The 17,046-nt window shown below is 42.1% G+C and carries 17 protein-coding genes and 1 pseudogene; 7 read left to right on the top strand and 11 right to left on the bottom strand.

Going from position 1 to position 17,046, the window contains the following annotated elements; all coding sequences use genetic code 11:
* Positions 1-280 precede the first annotated feature (280 nt).
* Entirely contained in the window at positions 281-1,075 is a 795-nt protein-coding gene (locus tag ACYPWY_RS14305; protein WP_459686224.1) for an SDR family NAD(P)-dependent oxidoreductase, read from the top strand.
* Positions 1,076-1,085: 10 nt separating this feature from the next.
* On the opposite strand, the gene ACYPWY_RS14300 is transcribed toward ACYPWY_RS14305, so the two are convergent.
* From ACYPWY_RS14300 to galB, 3 genes are all read right to left on the bottom strand, one after another.
* On the bottom strand, positions 1,086-1,568 hold the full coding sequence (locus ACYPWY_RS14300; RefSeq protein WP_459686223.1) for a hypothetical protein: 483 nt from the start codon (positions 1,566-1,568) through the stop codon (positions 1,086-1,088).
* 76 nt (positions 1,569-1,644) lie between these two features.
* The gene (locus ACYPWY_RS14295; protein ID WP_459686222.1) at positions 1,645-2,340 is read right to left on the bottom strand and encodes a GDSL-type esterase/lipase family protein; all 696 of its coding nucleotides are present in this window, start codon (positions 2,338-2,340) and stop codon (positions 1,645-1,647) included.
* A 334-nt stretch (positions 2,341-2,674) separates the two neighbouring features.
* The gene (galB, locus tag ACYPWY_RS14290; protein ID WP_459686228.1) at positions 2,675-5,086 is read right to left on the bottom strand and encodes a beta-galactosidase GalB; all 2,412 of its coding nucleotides are present in this window, start codon (positions 5,084-5,086) and stop codon (positions 2,675-2,677) included.
* Positions 5,087-5,266: 180 nt separating this feature from the next.
* On the opposite strand from galB, the gene ACYPWY_RS14285 reads away from it, so the two are divergent.
* A complete protein-coding gene (locus tag ACYPWY_RS14285) occupies positions 5,267-5,470 on the top strand; it encodes a hypothetical protein (RefSeq protein ID WP_459686221.1) in 204 nt (67 codons plus the stop codon).
* A 133-nt stretch (positions 5,471-5,603) separates the two neighbouring features.
* Here the strand turns inward: ACYPWY_RS14285 and ACYPWY_RS14280 are convergent, their stop codons facing one another.
* The 3 genes from ACYPWY_RS14280 to gmd are packed head-to-tail and all read right to left on the bottom strand — an operon-like array spanning position 5,604 to position 9,018.
* Complete coding sequence (locus ACYPWY_RS14280; protein ID WP_459686220.1) at positions 5,604-6,740, bottom strand: OmpA family protein; 1,137 nt, start codon at positions 6,738-6,740, stop codon at positions 5,604-5,606.
* Positions 6,741-6,772: 32 nt separating this feature from the next.
* A complete protein-coding gene (locus tag ACYPWY_RS14275; RefSeq protein WP_459686227.1) occupies positions 6,773-7,867 on the bottom strand; it encodes a GDP-L-fucose synthase family protein in 1,095 nt (364 codons plus the stop codon).
* Positions 7,867-9,018, bottom strand: coding sequence for a GDP-mannose 4,6-dehydratase (gene gmd, locus ACYPWY_RS14270; RefSeq protein ID WP_459686219.1), 1,152 nt, complete (start codon positions 9,016-9,018; stop codon positions 7,867-7,869). Before gmd ends, ACYPWY_RS14275 begins: the two co-directional genes overlap by 1 nt.
* Positions 9,019-9,823: 805 nt before the next feature.
* On the opposite strand from gmd, the gene ACYPWY_RS14265 reads away from it, so the two are divergent.
* From ACYPWY_RS14265 to ACYPWY_RS14250, 4 genes are all read left to right on the top strand, one after another.
* Complete coding sequence (locus tag ACYPWY_RS14265) at positions 9,824-10,669, top strand: prephenate dehydratase (RefSeq protein WP_459686226.1); 846 nt, start codon at positions 9,824-9,826, stop codon at positions 10,667-10,669.
* 88 nt (positions 10,670-10,757) lie between these two features.
* Positions 10,758-11,927, top strand: a complete 1,170-nt coding sequence (locus ACYPWY_RS14260) for a pyridoxal phosphate-dependent aminotransferase (protein WP_459686218.1) — start codon at positions 10,758-10,760, stop codon at positions 11,925-11,927.
* Between the two features lie 13 nt (positions 11,928-11,940).
* Positions 11,941-13,002, top strand: a complete 1,062-nt coding sequence (locus tag ACYPWY_RS14255) for a chorismate mutase (protein WP_459686217.1) — start codon at positions 11,941-11,943, stop codon at positions 13,000-13,002.
* Positions 13,003-13,104: 102 nt separating this feature from the next.
* Positions 13,105-13,410, top strand: a complete 306-nt coding sequence (locus ACYPWY_RS14250; protein ID WP_459686216.1) for a hypothetical protein — start codon at positions 13,105-13,107, stop codon at positions 13,408-13,410.
* A gap of 99 nt (positions 13,411-13,509) precedes the next feature.
* Here ACYPWY_RS14250 and ACYPWY_RS14245 read toward each other — a convergent pair whose 3' ends face one another.
* Positions 13,510-13,779: a hypothetical protein gene (locus ACYPWY_RS14245; RefSeq protein ID WP_459686215.1), complete on the bottom strand. Its 270-nt coding sequence runs from the start codon at positions 13,777-13,779 to the stop codon at positions 13,510-13,512.
* Between the two features lie 32 nt (positions 13,780-13,811).
* Positions 13,812-14,909 carry an RHS repeat-associated core domain-containing protein gene (locus ACYPWY_RS14240; protein ID WP_459686225.1) on the bottom strand — a complete coding sequence of 366 codons (1,098 nt, stop codon included), beginning with the start codon at positions 14,907-14,909 and terminating at the stop codon, positions 13,812-13,814.
* Here ACYPWY_RS14240 and ACYPWY_RS14235 point away from each other — a divergent pair.
* Positions 14,865-15,038, top strand: coding sequence for a hypothetical protein (locus tag ACYPWY_RS14235; protein ID WP_459686214.1), 174 nt, complete (start codon positions 14,865-14,867; stop codon positions 15,036-15,038). The two genes, ACYPWY_RS14240 and ACYPWY_RS14235, sit on opposite strands and share 45 nt — an antisense overlap.
* 17 nt (positions 15,039-15,055) lie before the next feature.
* On the opposite strand, the gene ACYPWY_RS14230 is transcribed toward ACYPWY_RS14235, so the two are convergent.
* The 3 genes and pseudogenes from ACYPWY_RS14230 to ACYPWY_RS14220 all read right to left on the bottom strand — a co-directional run.
* Positions 15,056-15,466, bottom strand: coding sequence for a hypothetical protein (locus ACYPWY_RS14230; protein WP_459686213.1), 411 nt, complete (start codon positions 15,464-15,466; stop codon positions 15,056-15,058).
* A gap of 193 nt (positions 15,467-15,659) precedes the next feature.
* Positions 15,660-16,373 (bottom strand): hypothetical protein, encoded by a 714-nt coding sequence (locus ACYPWY_RS14225; RefSeq protein ID WP_459686212.1) that lies wholly within the window; start codon positions 16,371-16,373, stop codon positions 15,660-15,662.
* Positions 16,370-17,046: pseudogene (locus tag ACYPWY_RS14220) on the bottom strand (hypothetical protein); the annotation flags it as partial. The pseudogene ACYPWY_RS14220 and the gene ACYPWY_RS14225, both read right to left, overlap by 4 nt.

Genomic DNA, 17,046 nt, shown 5'->3' with positions numbered 1-17,046 from the left:
CGCAATGATGGCGAAGCCTTCCTCTGTACTTAATCTGCGTTTACTTGGCTTGTGCATTTCTTTTTTTTTGGCAAAGGTAAGGTGAGCGGGCAAACTGGGCAAGATGCGGAGGAGCGAAGGCTTACGGAACATACGGAAATATGGGAGGAAATATCCGAACACAAAAAGAACGCTAATTACGCAGATTAAGCAAATTTACGCAAATAATTTTATGAATTGACTGACTCTAAAAAATATATAAATTGAGATAATTCGCGTAATCTGCGTAATTAGCGTTCTTATGTTCCGCGAATATCTGCTTCTGATGCATATACAAGGAAAAAATATTGTACTTACTGGGGCTTCTTCGGGTATCGGGGAAGTCCTTTTAGGTATGCTTGCCCAATACGAGGACGTAAAAATCGTTGCTGTGGCAAGGCATACCGGGAATATTCCGCTGCACAACGGCCAAGTATATCCTTTCGCCGCCGATTTAAGTACACAGGAGGGTGTTGACGCCCTTTTTGAATACACCAAGAGTATAGGCTGCGAAATAGATCTGTTCATCGCCAATGCAGGTTTTGGCTACCTCGAAAAACTGGACAAACCCGACTGGAAACATATCAAAGACATATTTTCGCTGAATGTGTTTTCAGCCGTTTATTCGCTCGAAAAACTGGCATTAAGCAACAACAGCAAGCCCCGAAGCTTTGTGTCGGTTATATCCTGCGCCGGTTTGGTATCGCTTCCGGCCTATTCGCTTTACTGCGCTAGCAAAGCAGCCTTGCACCACTTTATGCAAACATACCGGTACGAATCGCCAACCAATCTGCATATTGTAAGCGTCTATCCGGTGGCAACACGCACCGCATTTTTCGACAAAGCCGCAAACGCAACAAACACCCCCCTGCCCTATCCCGCTCAAAGCGCCGAAAAAGTGGCAAAAGCCATTATACAAGGTATTGAGAAAGACAAAAAGAACGTATTCCCCCTGTTTATATTCCGCCTGTTTTACTCCGTCGGCAGACTATGCCCTTTTTTGCTGAGGGTGTATTCTTATTTGGAGAAACGGAAGGTGGAAGAGTGGTTGAGATAAATTATTCTTCCTACCTGTTCGTTATATTCGTACAATTTTGCTCTAGGAGCGTTGCAAAACGAGAAAATTCGTTGGCATTTTCAAAATGGTCTTCGCTAAATTCGTAGCGTTCCTTGTTTTGCGTATAGATAATCGCTTGCTTACCGGCATCTTCATCGGTTTTAGTCCACAATTCTTTCACATCGGCAAAATCAACCGAGACCCGTTCGCCCTTTCCTTTCGGAAAACTCAGACCGGTTTCTGTTACCTCGATCGGATTGGGATTGGCGCTTGAGGTTCTTGCGCTGCTGAATTTATAACAGGCATACGCGATAAAGGCCGCAGCACAGGCAATTAAGACATACAAACTATTGGGATATTCCAAGAATCTCAGGTTCTTAATGCTTATTCCATACTTAAATAATCCCACATAAACGGCCAGAGCAATAAATACGATTGCCGGATAGCAATAGCTGAACGCAAATTTTTCTTTGTAAATAAATGTCTGTTTCATAATCTATATTATTTTTTAGTTAGCCTCTCGAAAGAACATGGAAATGTTTCATAAGCCCCGTTCTTTTATCACCGGTTTACGGCAGTGTGGTGCGGGGATGCGGAAAACAAAGTGTATTCGTATATTCGGTTAATTTTCTATACACTTCCTTGGCAAGAACAATCGCTCCAGCTTCGTTTGGATGTATCTTGTCGGGGAAATTTTCCGGCATATCGCTCAATGCCGTATGAAGGTCAATCACCGGAACTTCTTTCTCTGTTCTTACTTCGTCTATAAGGGGTATAACACCGGCAACAATAATGCTGTCGTTTATGCCCCATTTCACATCGTATGCTTTCGGCGGATAGCAAACATATATCAGGGGATGAGACGGAAGAAGCAGGAAGCTGTCAATCATGGCCGTCATATCGCCTTTGTATTCGTCCTTGTATTGCCAGTTTTGAGGTTTGGTATCATTTGTTCCCAAGCTGATTACAACTATATTGGGCTGAAAATTCAATGCGTCTTTAAACATCTGCTCCTTCATGTAGGGACGGTCGCCTTTATTGAGCATGGTTCTTCCGCTAAAGCCGAAATTCCTCACCTCGTAGCCTTCGCCAAGCAGTTGGTTTAGCACGGCAGGGTAACCGTCTTTTTTACTGTCTTTAATTCCGGAGCCGGCAGTAATGCTGTTTCCTACACATGCCACCCTTACTATTTCGCCGGATTGTTGTGCAAAACTATCCGTTATAAGAAAACACAAACAGATTGATAGTAATTTGAACTGTTTCATCTAGTCTTTAATTTATGATTTACTTTTACAAATATAATAAGGAAGCGCTTATAATGAAAAAATTTAACACGCAAACAATGAAAAATTTAGTACTACTGTTACGAATAAGATTCCTCCCTTTAGTCGGAATGACTGTCTCCTTTTTGGGAGAGGGGATGAGGACGTGGCGGCTTCGCCGCCACGTCCTCATCCCTTAAACTGCTAACAGGCGAGTCATTCCGACCAAATGGAGGAATCTCCTGCTCATATCAGAAACTTTACCGAAAGGCTTAAGCAGTAAAATTTTTCATGCGTTTGCCCTAATACACCGGAAAAACTTTTTCATAACAAATCTCTATTTTCTGACCGAAAGTTCAATTTTAGCGCTCTTCAATCCTTTGGCTTTAGCCTCAAACAGCAGCTTGCCTTCTTTGTCGCCGGCTTGGGCAATGGCTGTTAATTGTCCGTTGAAAGCGTGCATTTGGGGCAGGTGGAATAAATCCAAACAAGTGGGGTCTCCGTTGGCGGCGGCGCGGTATTTTCCATCGCCTGCTACCGAAAAGTTGACTAATCGCTGATCGTTGGGGCATAGGTTACCGTCTTTATCAACCACTCTCACCGTGATGTATGCCAGGTCGTTTCCATCAGCCCTCAGCGTTGTTTTGTCGGCAACGAGTTCTATTGCGGCTGCTTTCCCTGCTGTGCGGACTGTTTTTTCTCCGGCAATTTCGCCTTTGTTGTTGTATGCAACCACTTTTAGCTCTCCGGGTTGATAAACAGCATCCATCCACATCAGGCGATAGCGGTTTTGCGAAGAGGTATTATTTTTCGCTTGCTTGCCATAGCTCTTGCCATTGATAAACAACTCTGCCGAAGGATAATTGGTATAGACAAAAACGGGCGTAACTTGCCCCTCCCTGCCGGGCCATGTCCAATGAGGAAGCACGTGCAATGTACTTTCATTTTTGTTCCAGATGCTTCGGTATAGATAGTAGCGGTCTTTGGGAATACTGGCCAAATCAATGATTCCGAACATCGAACTGTGGTTTGGCCAGGCATCGGTGTCGTAAGGAGAAGGTTCTCCCAAGTAATCGAAGCCCGTCCACACAAACTGACCCATCGTCCATTCGTAATCGTCGGCCAATACAAAATCATCGTCCGGCAGGTTCGACCAGCTACAGTATTCAAAGTCGTAGGAGGTAGATTGATGGTCATCGTATTTTACGCTGGCTTTTTTCTCGACAGGGAATTTATACACCCCTCTCGAGCTTACAGTCGATGCGGTTTCGGAGCCTAGAATCAGATTCTGAGGCAGTTTTTCAAAGGCTTCCTTGTATCTGTTGATTCTGTAATTCAGTCCGGGGACGTCAAGCATTGCCGCAAATCCATTGCCCAGTACGCAGGATACCTGATCCATTCCGCAGGTAACGGGGCGTGTGGGGTCTTCGCGGTGGCAAATGTCCTGAAGAAAAGAGGCTACTTTGTAACCGTCGGCGCTACACTGTGTAGGCACTTCGTTGCCGATGCTCCACATCACCACGCTTGCATTGTTACGGTAGTTGTGCAGCATGTTCACCATGTCTTTTTCGGCCCATTCGCCAAAGAAGCGATGGTATCCGTTCTTGCATTTTGCTTTATCCCATTCGTCGAAAGGCTCTATCATCATCATAAAGCCCATTTCGTCGCAGAGTTCTACCAATTCGGGCGCGGGCATGTTGTGAGATGTGCGGACGGCATCGCAACCCATATCTTTCAGCAATGTCAACTGACGGCGTAATGCTGCCACATTGATAGCAGCGCCTAAAGGCCCCAAGTCGTGGTGGTTGCAAACACCCTGAAATTTCCGCCGCTCGCCGTTCAGGAAGAAGCCCTTGTCGGCAATTACTTTTATATCCCTTATCCCGAAGCGGGTGGCGTATTCGTCTATCAGCTGGTCTTTCAGATAGATTTTTGAGACAGCTTTGTATAAATTTGGGGTTTCGGGCGACCATAAATCGGGGGTTTTTACAATAAAATTCTGCTCGAACGGGTTGCCGTGATTGATTTTTTGCGTGTTCTCTTTCTGTGTTACAATGTTCCCCATCCTGTCCAGTATCTGGGTTTGGACCCTGACGGTTTCACCATCGGCATTGGCCAGAGTAGTTTTTAGCCGGACGGAAGCATATTCTTTCGAGATAAACGGAGTAGTTACCTGAGTTCCCCAAACGGGCACATGCACTTTGTTGGTAACAATCAGATGCACATTGCGATACAATCCGGCGCCCGGATACCAGCGCGAAGACTGCTCTTTGTTCTCGAGCCGCACCGATAGCGTATTGTTCTTGCCGCCGACATTCAACAAAGCAGTTACATCGCAATGAAAGGAGTTGTAGCCGAATGGCCAAAAACAGGCTTCCTTTCCGTTGACATAAATGTGAGCTTCACTCATCGCGCCATCGAAAAGAAGGTTGACATTATTTTTATCGGCATCAAAACCTGCCACATCGAAAGATGTGCGGTACCAGCCAATTCCGGCATAAGGCAAACCGCCTGTGCGACCGGTTTTGCTCGACGCCAGCTTTTCTCCGTTTTGGGTAACGGCGACTACTTGCAAGTCATTCTGTTTGTCAAAAGGCCCGTAAACAGCCCAATCGTGAGGCACGGCAACCGGTTCCCATTTACTGTCATTAAAATTCGTCTGGATAGCGCCGGAGTAATCACCCTTCGAGAATTTCCAATTTTTCTCCAATAATATTTCGTTGCGGGTAGTATTACCGGCATGGCTCATTGAGATGGAAAGCAATGAGGCGAATGCATAAAAAATAGTTTTTTTCATCTGGCTAACAATTGTTTAAGTCCGATTATATTTCTTTGGTTTGTTTAGAACCCAAATATAGCACATTTTTTATTTCAACGAGTGTATTTTATATACTTTATTATAAGCCCCTCCCAACCTTATGGCAAACGCATGAAAAATGTTAGCGCCACTGTTACGAATGAGATTCCTCCCTTTGGTCGGAATGACTCGCCTATTGGTGGTTTAAAGGATGCGGAAGTGGCGGCTTCGCCGCCACTTCCGCATCCCCTCTCTCAAAAAGGAGACAGTCATTCCGACCAAAGGGAGGAATCTCCTGCTCATATCAGCAATCTTATCGAAAGGCATAAGCAGTAATTTTTCATGTGTTTGCCCTGAAACCTGCCCGCAGGCATAGGCTGAAAGCCTTTAAGCAGGGGGTTACTTGTAAGCAAAAAAAAGGCTGCCCGAAAAAATCGGGCAGCCTTTTTTATTTTATTTTTGTTTGGGATTATTCTGCAAAGAAGATTGCAACACGATTCCAAGCATTTTCGGCATAAGGTTGTTCTGAAGAACCTTTCCATTCTACTTTCACGCGGTCGCTGCTGATGTTGTATTTTTCGATCAACGCTTTAGCTACGTTCTTAGCACGTTTTTCAGAAAGTTTATCGTTGTAGCTGGCTGTACCTGTTTTTTTGTCGGCATAACCTACGATTTTAACTTTAGCGCCTGCGTTATCTTTCAAATATTTAGCAGTGTTATAGATGTTGATTTGTTGGTTGCTATCAATATTCGCGCTGTTCAAACGGAAGAATACAACGTTACCAGGACCAACGATGTTAGATACCTGAGGAGCTGGAGCCGGAGCCGGAGCTACATCCGGACAGCTTACAGGACGTTTAGCCAACTGAGCGTTTTCAGCTCTCAAACGATTGATTTGAGCATTCAAATCGTCGATTAAAGAAGGATCGATACCTGCTACATCAACAAACTGAGTTGATTTACCAAATGCATAAGTAAGACCTACAGAACCGCTAGCCAGCGCATCCCAGTTAATATCTCCACCTACATAACCATCAAACTGGTCATCGAAAGAGTTTGCCTTGATGTCAAGATAAGCCGAAAGTCTGCTAGACAATCTGAATGTATTCAAAAGTCCGGCATTGAATGTGATAGAGTTATTTTTCCAAGATTTCCATTCTTGTTTGAATCCATGTGCAGCACCGACTCCTACATAAGGGATAAAGTTGTAAAAACGGTCGGGGTTGTAACCACGGAATACATTAGTCAAATTGAATAACGCATCAACATGTGCACCAGCATATTCCTGATGTCCCATCACAACGTCATTACTCAAATGATCGTAGAAAGGATGCAAAGATCCGCCTTCAAGAGTAAGACGAGCTCCAAAAGCAGGGCTAAACCATTTACCAACAAACAGTTCACCTCCTAAAGTAGGAGTTGAAAGCAAATCTGCATTACCGGTAGCTCCATTAAGATATACATTGCCTCTGGCGCCGGCTCCAATAAACCAATTACTCCAAAAACTGTCGCTTACAAAAACTGCCTTTTTTTCCGATTGAGCATTTTGCGCTATCGCAGAGATAAAGACCAAACTTAAAAACAAAAGTAAACTTACTTTTTTCATAATCACTTTTAATTATAGTTAAACATTTTTTCCTAGTTCTTACACTCAGTGTACCATTTATATATTTTTTCTACACCTTCTTCTATTTCTATTTTATAATTCCAACCCAAAGACTTCAATTTCGAAACATCTGTCAGCTTCTTCATTGTGCCATCAGGCTTTTCGGCATTAAAAAACAATTCACCGGAGAATCCGACTTTCTTTTTAATTAAATTAGCTACGTCTTTTATAGAAATATCCGTTCCCGTACCAATATTGATATGCGTATTCCGAATTTCCCTACTATCTATAACGCTTGCTAAATCCAAAAAGTTCACGTTCTCCATCACAAATACTGTTGCATCGGCCATTTCTTCACTCCAAAGAAACTCGCGCATTGGCTTTCCCGATCCCCATATCTCCACCGAGGTATGGCCTTCTACCTGTTTAACCCCGTATTTAGACAGAACTGCACGGATTTCGTCTTTATCCGATTTCCCGTTTATTCCGTCAATAGGGCGAATATCAAGGTCTTTGGCTATCGAAGCCCAATCGTCATTTTCCAAACATTTTCCCAAATGCATTTTCCGCAGCATTGCCGGCAAAACATGCGAGGTTTCCAAATTAAAGTTGTCATTCGGACCGTACAAATTTGTTGGCATCAACGCTATATAATTTGTACCATACTGCAAATTATAACTTTCGCACATCTTAATTCCCGCAATTTTGGCTATCGCATAAGGCTCGTTTGTGTATTCTAACGGCGAAGTCAGTAACACATCCTCAGCCATTGGTTGCTGAGCCTCTTTCGGATAAATACAAGTACTGCCCAAAAATAATAGTTTTTTTACATTATTCAAATAAGAATGATGAATAACATTGTTTTGTATCATCAGATTTTCGTAAATGAACTGTCCTCTGTATCTATTATTGGCAACAATTCCGCCCACTTTTGCCGCTGCAAGTATGACGTAATCGGGCTTTTCCGTATTGAAAAAAGAAGCGACCGCCGATTGATCCGTCAAATCCAGCTCTCTGTGCGACCTTAAAACAAAGTTTGTGTAACCTTTCTTTTTTAAGGCATTAAGAATAGCCGAACCTACAAGACCGTTATGCCCTGCAACATATATCTTTGATCCAGTATCAATCATTCAAAATAATTCAGTATCTTATATCCGCCCTTTCTCAAGAACTCTTCTTTCTTCATCAAAACCAAATCGTGCTGCATCATATCCTGACACAAAGCTTTTAAATCGTAGGATGGTTCCCATCCGAGCTTCGTTTTGGCTTTGGTGTTGTCTCCTATCAATATATCTACTTCTGTTGGCCTGAAGTAAGCCGGGTCAACGCCTACAACAGCGTCCCCTACCCGTTTCTTTACAGCCTCCAGATAGATGTCTCCTACTACCTTCGAAAATACCGGTTCATCAACGGCGGCAATGTATCCTTCTTCGTTTTCGTTATTGCCTTTAAATTCGACAGCTATACCCGCTTCGAGGAAAGCCATTTTTATGAAATCCCTGATGGTTGTTGTAATACCCGTAGATATTACGTAATCGTCGGGTGTATCTTGCTGAAGAATCAGGTACATTGCTTTAATATAGTCTTTTGCGTGCCCCCAGTCGCGTTTGCTCGACAGGTTGCCCATATACACTTTATTCTGCAATCCTAATGCAATACGTGAAACAGCGCGCGTAACCTTACGGGTTACAAAGGTTTCGCCCCTTAGCGGCGATTCGTGATTGAATAGAATACCGTTGCTGGCATGCATTCCATACGCTTCCCTGTAATTGACAGTAATCCAGTATGCATACAATTTGGCTACAGCATAAGGGCTACGTGGATAGAACGGGGTTGTTTCCTTTTGCGGAATTTCCTGAACCAATCCATATAGTTCCGAAGTTGAAGCCTGATACATACGGGTTTTATTGCCCAATCCTAATAAACGGACAGCTTCCAAAATCCTGAGAGTACCTATTGCATCGGCATTCGCTGTATATTCGGGCGTATCGAAGCTCACTTTTACATGGCTCATTGCTGCCAGATTGTATATTTCGTCCGGTTTTATGTCTCCTATTATGCGAGTCAGGTTCATACTGTCGGTCATATCTCCGTAATGAAGAATCAGGTTCCTGCTTTCTTCGTGCGGATCCTGATACAGGTGATCTATGCGGTCTGTATTAAACAGGGATGCCCTCCGTTTAATGCCATGTACAACATAGCCTCTCTTTATTAGAAACTCTGACAAATAAGCACCGTCTTGTCCGGTTATTCCAGTTATTAACGCTATTTTTGGCATTCTCAATTACATTGTAGCTTTACCCAGTTCTTACGCAAAAGCGATATTTACAGCGCAAAGGTATAAGTTTTTAATTTATACGCAAAGATTCTTGATAAAAACTTTTGTTTTAAGGCATATACGTGGGTAACGGCGTCCTGTAACGGGTAGAGGATGAACCGATAAAAGCACACGAATTACACAGAGAATACGGATAAATACGAATTTTATTATTGATTGTATAATACGAATAAGGGTTGAGAGTTCTAAATCATAACCCATCGGGTTTACATATCAATAGAAAACGGTTTAATACCAGAGTAAACGCATGAAAAATTTACTGCTTATGTCTTTCGGTAAAGTTGCTGATATGAGCAGGAGATTCCTCCCTTTGGTCGGAATGACGGTCTCCTTTTTTGGAGAGGGGATGAGGAAGCGGCGGCGAAGCCGCCGCTTCCTCATCCCTTAAATCACTAACAGGCGAGTCATTCCGACCAGAGGGAGGAATCTCATTCGTAACAGTAGTACTAACTTTTTTTATACCTTTGTCCTGTGTCTGCCCCTACAATTTCTCTTTTTTTCTAAAAAATAATGGGCAAAGTGTTTGTCTTTTATAAAAAAGCATTACATTTGCAGCATAATATTGAACAAAACAATGAAGAGTTTTTCTTTTACATACTTTTTCTTTTTTTACTTTTACTTTTTTAGCAAGGTAAGACAGGGTTTTGTATGTAGAAAATGAAAATGAAAAATTTGAATGAAATATAAAATCCTGTCGGAACCGGCGGGATTTTTTTATGTGCAAAAATTAAAAAAACAGGAGAAAATGAGAAAAGTTGCTATTCAGGGAGGATTGGGTGCATACCATGGCATTGCTGCCGAAAACTTTTTTGAGGGAGAAGAAGTGGAAATAATCCCCTGCATAACTTTCAAAGACATTTTTACGGCAATAAAGAAAGACCCAAGCATCATTGGCATCATGGCCATCGAAAATACAATTGCCGGTAGCTTGTTGGCTAATTACGAATTGCTTAAGGAGAATAAGTTCCCCATTCTGGGCGAGTTTAAGCAACGTATTTCGCATTGCCTTGCCGCTTTACCCTGGCAAACTATTCACGACATCAAAGAAATTGCTTCGCATCCGATAGCGTTGATGCAATGCGTTGAATTCCTCGACACGCTTCCCGGAGTGAAAGTTGTGGAACACGAAGATACCGCTTTGGCGGCAAAGGACATTGCAGACGGGCAGTTGAAAGCTTGCGCTGCAATTTGTAGCCGAAGGGCTGCCGAAATATACGGCTTGGATGTGCTAGCGAGTGGAATTGAAACGAATAAACACAATTTTACCCGCTTTCTTATTTTTGCCAATAAATGGATGACCGAAGAAATACAGAAAGACGAACCGCTGAACAAATCATCTATCGTGTTCACCTTGCCGCATTCCGAAGGGAGTTTGTCGAAAGTGCTGTCTGTTTTTTCGTTCTACGGCATCAACCTGACTAAAATACAATCGTTGCCGATTATCGGGCGCGAATGGGAATACCAGTTTTATGTGGACTTGAAATTCGACGATTATCAACGGTATCAACAGTCGCTGGATGCTATCCGCCCGCTCATCAGCGAATTGAAAGTATTGGGCGATTATCCCGAGGGACGACAGAGTGTAAAGTAAATAATTAAAGCCCCTCCAACCTCCCCGCAGGGGAGGCTCAGAAGTCCCCCCACGGGGGATTAGGGGGCTTAAATTTTAAATTGATTTTATGAAACAAATAAAACCAGCAGACCGGTTAAATACAGTAAGCGAATATTATTTTTCGACCAAGCTGAAAGAAATAGCAGAAATGAATGCAGCCGGAAAAAATGTGATTAGCTTGGGTATTGGCAGCCCCGATTTGCCGCCATCGGAACAAACGATTTCGGTATTGTCCGAATCGGCCAAGCGGAGCGATACGCACGGCTACCAACCATACGTGGGCATTCCCGAACTAAGGAAAGCCTTTGCCGATTGGTACAAAAAATGGTACAATGTGGACTTGAACCCGAATACCGAAATCCAACCCCTGATAGGTTCAAAAGAAGGTATTTTGCACATCTCGCTGGCATTTCTCAATCCGGGCGATGGCGTGCTGGTACCCAATCCGGGCTACCCGACCTATACCTCTGTCAGCAAATTGGTTCAGGCAGATGTGAAAACCTACGAACTGAACGAAAACAACGCATGGCAACCCGATTTTGAGGCATTGGAGAAAATGGATTTGAGCAATGTGAAGCTGATGTGGGTCAATTATCCGAACATGCCCACCGGCGCAAAAGCCTCGAGGACGCTTTTCGAGAACTTGGTCGCTTTTGGTAAAAAACACGGCATAGTTATTGTGAACGATAATCCGTATAGCTTTATACTGAACAACGAGCTGCTGAGCATTCTGCAAGTAGAAGGAGCCAAAGACATTTGCATCGAACTGAACTCGATGAGTAAATCGCACAACATGCCCGGCTGGCGTATGGCGATGCTGGCTTCAAACGCGCAATTTGTGCAATGGGTGTTGAAAGTGAAAAGCAATATTGATAGCGGACAGTTCAAGCCAATGCAGCTGGCAGCCGTAGAGGCCTTGCATAATCCGAAGGAATGGCACGATGAAATGAACTGCATTTACCGCACCCGCCGCCACTATGCCGAGGCTATAATGGAGACCCTGGGTTGTGTGTATGATAAAAATCAGGTCGGACTGTTTCTGTGGGGAAAAATTCCGGCAGCATACAAAGGCAGCGAAGAACTATCGGACAAAGTATTGTACGACGCCCATGTGTTTATTACGCCCGGCTTCATATTCGGGAGCAAGGGCGAGCGTTACATACGGATTTCGCTGTGTTGCAGCGAAACCATGTTGAAGGAAGCATTAAACAGAATTAAAGAAATAAATAACAATTAAAAATAGAAAAAAGATGAAATTAGAATCGATTTTATTGCCCGGAGTGGACGCTAAGCGCCCGATGGTAATCGCAGGGCCTTGTAGCGCGGAAACCGAAGATCAAGTGATGAATTCAGCGAGACAACTTGCTGCCGATGGAATTAAAATTTTACGTGCCGGCATCTGGAAACCCCGTACAAAACCGGGTGGCTTTGAAGGTATCGGAAGCGAAGGACTGGCTTGGCTAAAAAGGGTTAAGCAAGAAACAGGCATGTATGTTTCGACCGAGGTAGCCACCCAAAAGCATGTTTACGAAGCCTTGAAATACGGCATCGACCTGTTGTGGATAGGCGCCCGTACAACAGCCAACCCGTTTGCCGTTCAGGAAATTGCCGAAGCCTTGCAAGGGGTGGATATTCCCGTGCTGGTAAAAAATCCGGTGAATCCCGACCTCGAATTGTGGATTGGCGCATTGGAACGCTTGAGTAATGTAGGACTGACCAAGTTGGGCGCTATTCATCGCGGATTCAGCTCTTACGACAAAAAAATATACCGCAATCTTCCGCAATGGCATATTCCGATAGAATTGAAAAGACGTTACCCCGATCTTCCGCTGCTTTGCGACCCCAGCCATATTGGCGGAAAGCGCGACCTCATCCTGCCCCTGTCTCAGCAAGCAATGGACTTGAACTATGATGGGCTGATTATTGAGGCGCATTGCAATCCCGACGCCGCTTGGAGCGATAAAGATCAACAAGTAACGCCATCCCGATTGAAAGAAATTTTGCAAGCCATTGTTATTCGCGACGGCAAACAATCGACCGAAGACCTGTCGAATCTGCGTAACCAAATCGACCAGCTGGACGACCAACTGCTGGAACTGCTGGCAAAACGTATGCGTGTATCGTGCGAAATAGGAACATTCAAAAAAGAGCACAACATGCTAATCGTTCAAACCGAACGCTACGATGAAATATTGAGCAAACGCATCGCCCAAGCCACCGAAATGGGCATGAACCCCGAATTCATGCGCGTAGTACTGGAAGCCATCCACGAAGAATCGGTTCGCCAACAGGTGGATGTTATGAATAAGTGATTTGAATAAGTGATAATCAGAAGCGGAAAGTGAGGGGATTCTTTGCTTTTCGCTTTTTTTTGTTGGGGTGAGAGTAGCTGTTTATTGAATGGGTATCAATTTGTGGAGCTGGTATATATGTACAAGTACCGCTACCGGACAGCGACAAAAATCCGTACCGATACACTTCTGCGCACCGACACGATACCACGCCCCTACCCTGTGGTGAAAGAGGTGAACGGAAAAACAGGCTTCGACTGGTTCCAGATTTGGGCGGGACGGATAGCCTTGGCAATCTTGGCCGGTGGCATTATTTTAGCGATGATTGGTTGGAGATGGATTAAATTATTACTAATAATTTATTCATATTATTTCAGTTTTATGGAATTTGATATAAATACGGACTTGAATAAATCCCTAACTGTCTAACCATTAACTGAATGCGGGTGGAACAAATATAAGGTTGGAACGCCTGTATTTCAGGAACAAGTTGCAGACTTGCGCCAAAAGGGGTTATTACTAAATGTTTCATTCAATCTTTATTTCGTATTTGTATTCATTATACATTTTCCCCAAATATTCTTCCACCTGTATAGTCTTATTTCTAATTAATGGGAATCTATTTCTCATTTCTTCTTTTATAAGGCTTTCTCGTGATTCTTTGGAAGTGAAATTATTAAACTTAACATGTATATAATATAAATCATTGTTTTCAACAACCTTTAGCGCCTCCTTTATTTCACAGTTTCCCATACTTTTTTTAGAAATACAACAGGATGATAATATCATCACAGTCATAATGAATATACTTTTTTTAAAATGTTTCATTGTTATCTATAATTTTGCAAATAGTATGAATTGTTGATCAACGCCGGTGTAATTCCTGCATTCCACACCCATACAGACGCTTGTACTGTGTATGGATGTAAAAATAAAGTTGGAATACCTGCTAAATTTAATGCTAAACCTGTATGCGTGGAACATGAACTATATAAAAAACTATATGGAACTACTCCGTCGCCTCTTTTTGTTAGAAAATTAAGAACTTTCCCATAGTTTTTAATTGTTGCGATATTTACATTGTTAATAGGCATATTCTCTCCGTGAACAGGATATTCATTAGTTGCCCCACTTCCGCCTAAAAATCTATTTAAATAATGGTCAATTGTTCCTTTTGGCTGAATCCAATTTTTGCCTGGACCTTCAGAAATAATAGTATTTCCGTTCTCATCTAAAATTGCAGAATGATTGATAATATCTTTCTTTTCTGTATTGAGGAGTAAATTACCTGCTTTCCCTAAATCTGCCAAATTTGCAAAAGCTCCCGCTCCATATCCCACATCCTCATACCACTTGTTCCCTTTTTTACCAAGATAGCCCCATTTTCCTGTTCCAAAATTATATGATGCGACTCCGAAACTTATTGAAGGTGTTAAACTTCCTCCACTTAATGTTGCCATTCCCATAGAATTGAATGAAGAACCAACCATTATACCCATTGTATTTGCCATAAATCCGCCTCCGGAAGCAACACTTGCCCCTAAATAACCACTTACACCACCAATAGCGGCGCCACCAAGCATATAGCCCCAAGTTTTTCCCGAACTGTAATCCCATTTGGTTGGATTATATTGTCCGCTATTGGCCATTACGCCGCCGGAATAAGCACCTATCACAGCCCCGATAATCACAGGTACAAACCAGACGATTTCCCCCGATGGGTCAACATACTTAAACGGATTATTCAAGCAATAAGTATATCTATTAAAATTCTGACTGAAATCCGGCATCTGAACATAAGGGTCAGGACTTAAAAACCGTCCCAGCACAGGGTCATACACCCGCCCGTTCATATTAATCAGATTAAACTCCGGCAAGTGTTCATGGCCGGTATAGCCGCGGTAGAACTTAAAGGTGTTGTTGGTGATGGTTTGCTTGCCCCAGGCATCGTAGCTGGCTTTGAATACCTCCGTGCCATTGCTTTCGGTGAGCTTTATTATGCTGCCCAGGTGGTCTTTGTGAACACTTCTTTAAAGAACGCTTTTTTACTTTGCTAAGATAGTGTTTTTTCTTATTACGGATACGTTACTGTCCAATTTAATCTGTTCAAATCTTCCAATGTTAGCTGGTAACAATGTAATATTGGTACATACTTGCGGATGGTGTCGCAAGGTTCAGCTATATATTTATCATAAGTTTCGGCATCCATCACCGTAATTTGCAAATAATGAGTATTTAGCTCTGTTTCCCAAGTATTTCCTCTATCATCATAATTAAACTTGTATGATGAATTACTGTGAACACTCCTACCACTACAATTAGATTGCACATCTATTATACCAATCCTAGTCATTTGAGGTTGCCAAACAATTGTTTTATCGGATTGATTTATTATAGTAATGTAACGATGGCCGTTTTCATTATCAGGACAAGCATATAACATACTGCATAAAAGCAGTATTGTCACTATTTTTAACTGTTTCATAATACGACATTAAAATATGCGAAAAATATTAAATCTAATCTTGTCGCTATTCACGGCATTATAATTATAGCTCCCTTGCCTGAATATCAGGGTATTCTTCGCTGGATTATTAAGAAATACTCTCAACCCTCTCACATTATCTGCATGCCCTTGCCCAATACCGTCTTTAAAATGAAACGAAAAAATTTCTCCGTTATCGGCTTAGTACATTCCTCTTAATAATACTGCCGAACTTTTGTAGATATTCATATAATTCATATTCTTCCATCTGAATAATTCGATAAACATATATTTTGTTATTTAGCAGATATAGAATCGTATTCATATATTCAAGCTGATAACAATACAATAAATGTTTAGGGGATTTTCGCATAATTTTTTTGAATGCTTTGGGCGCGTTTCTTCCCAATTTTGGTGCAAAAGCTATATAACGTGAATCATGACAACTATATTCTCCATTACTAGTATAAACATAAAAATCCCCCTTATAATTTCCCCCCAAATAAAAAAGATTAAAGTTTAGCTTGCCTGTATCAGTTTCGAGAACTATTTTTTTATCATCAATACCGTCTTTCTTAACTACTAAATTCAAAACAAACACGGGGATTGTATTACTAGTTTGCGCAATAAAATCATCACATCGTTCTTTTACACGGAGGAAAGACACTCTATGCAAAGAATCCATATTTAACTTGTCTCCTCTTTCTATTGAGAACTCTACCATTAAATCGTCCCATTCCTTTGCAATGTTTTCTTCATAATTTTTAAAAGACAATATCATATTCTCAAAGTAGGAAATAGTATCAAGCGACTGATATATACTGTCAATCTGTCGTATCAAGTTTTGGCTGCTTAATCCAAAACAAATCATGCTATTAAACAGTAGTAATACAAATACTCTTTTCATTTCAATCCTCTTATTAAATAAAACCGCCAGTCTTTATTGACTGATTTTAGGTTGTAACTGCCTATTCTGAATTGTAATTCAACTTTTCCGGAATGATAATACCTGACAGAGCGTAGAACATCACTGTGTCTATTAGTAGACTGCTTCATATTTACATTAACTAGTGCTCCAGCATCTTTAATATTTTGTTTTACCCAATCAGGATCTGATAATCCAGCAGTACCCATGTCCGTAAACCGAAAGCGTTTTGCAAGTATCTCTTTGTCTATTGTTCTATTGGTTCCTGCTCCTATCCCCTCTTGATATTTTGAATCAATAACAGCTTGTTCATAGGTCAGGTTACCTCCAAAATAATCACTATTTTCTAAAAGAGTTGTCGGCACACAATCATTTGGCTTCAGCGATCCCACATTGTTTACGGGGAAATTAATTGTCTTGTAAGGCATTTCAGAAGTGAAAAACGACCATGGTGTCCGTCCATACTGTACTTCATTTCCCCACCAATAATTTCTTCCGCCAGCCTGTGCCAAATTATAGCCCGAAATCGCCCCACTGGCGAAGCCCATTCCGGCAGACCAGTACCAATTATCAAAGAAATTGTGGCCATCAGCCAAGTTACCGATACCATTAAGTCCTACTTGTATTCCGGCTTGCAGCCCTCCATTGCTTAGCA

Source organism: Viscerimonas tarda (assembly GCF_054601255.1).
This window is presented reverse-complemented; position numbering and strand designations above follow the sequence as displayed.

Coding starts and splice junctions, on each gene's coding strand:
- gmd (WP_459686219.1), bottom strand. CDS start 9,018: ATGCCAAAAATAGCGTTAATAACTGGAATAACCGGACAAGACGGTGCT.
- ACYPWY_RS14235 (WP_459686214.1), top strand. CDS start 14,865: ATGGCCGGTATAGCCGCGGTAGAACTTAAAGGTGTTGTTGGTGATGGT.
- ACYPWY_RS14300 (WP_459686223.1), bottom strand. CDS start 1,568: ATGAAACAGACATTTATTTACAAAGAAAAATTTGCGTTCAGCTATTGC.
- ACYPWY_RS14260 (WP_459686218.1), top strand. CDS start 10,758: ATGAAACAAATAAAACCAGCAGACCGGTTAAATACAGTAAGCGAATAT.
- ACYPWY_RS14225 (WP_459686212.1), bottom strand. CDS start 16,373: ATGAAAAGAGTATTTGTATTACTACTGTTTAATAGCATGATTTGTTTT.
- galB (WP_459686228.1), bottom strand. CDS start 5,086: ATGAGCCATGCCGGTAATACTACCCGCAACGAAATATTATTGGAGAAA.
- ACYPWY_RS14280 (WP_459686220.1), bottom strand. CDS start 6,740: ATGAAAAAAGTAAGTTTACTTTTGTTTTTAAGTTTGGTCTTTATCTCT.
- ACYPWY_RS14295 (WP_459686222.1), bottom strand. CDS start 2,340: ATGAAACAGTTCAAATTACTATCAATCTGTTTGTGTTTTCTTATAACG.
- ACYPWY_RS14255 (WP_459686217.1), top strand. CDS start 11,941: ATGAAATTAGAATCGATTTTATTGCCCGGAGTGGACGCTAAGCGCCCG.
- ACYPWY_RS14245 (WP_459686215.1), bottom strand. CDS start 13,779: ATGACTGTGATGATATTATCATCCTGTTGTATTTCTAAAAAAAGTATG.
- ACYPWY_RS14230 (WP_459686213.1), bottom strand. CDS start 15,466: ATGAAACAGTTAAAAATAGTGACAATACTGCTTTTATGCAGTATGTTA.
- ACYPWY_RS14305 (WP_459686224.1), top strand. CDS start 281: ATGTTCCGCGAATATCTGCTTCTGATGCATATACAAGGAAAAAATATT.
- ACYPWY_RS14285 (WP_459686221.1), top strand. CDS start 5,267: ATGAAAAATGTTAGCGCCACTGTTACGAATGAGATTCCTCCCTTTGGT.
- ACYPWY_RS14265 (WP_459686226.1), top strand. CDS start 9,824: ATGAGAAAAGTTGCTATTCAGGGAGGATTGGGTGCATACCATGGCATT.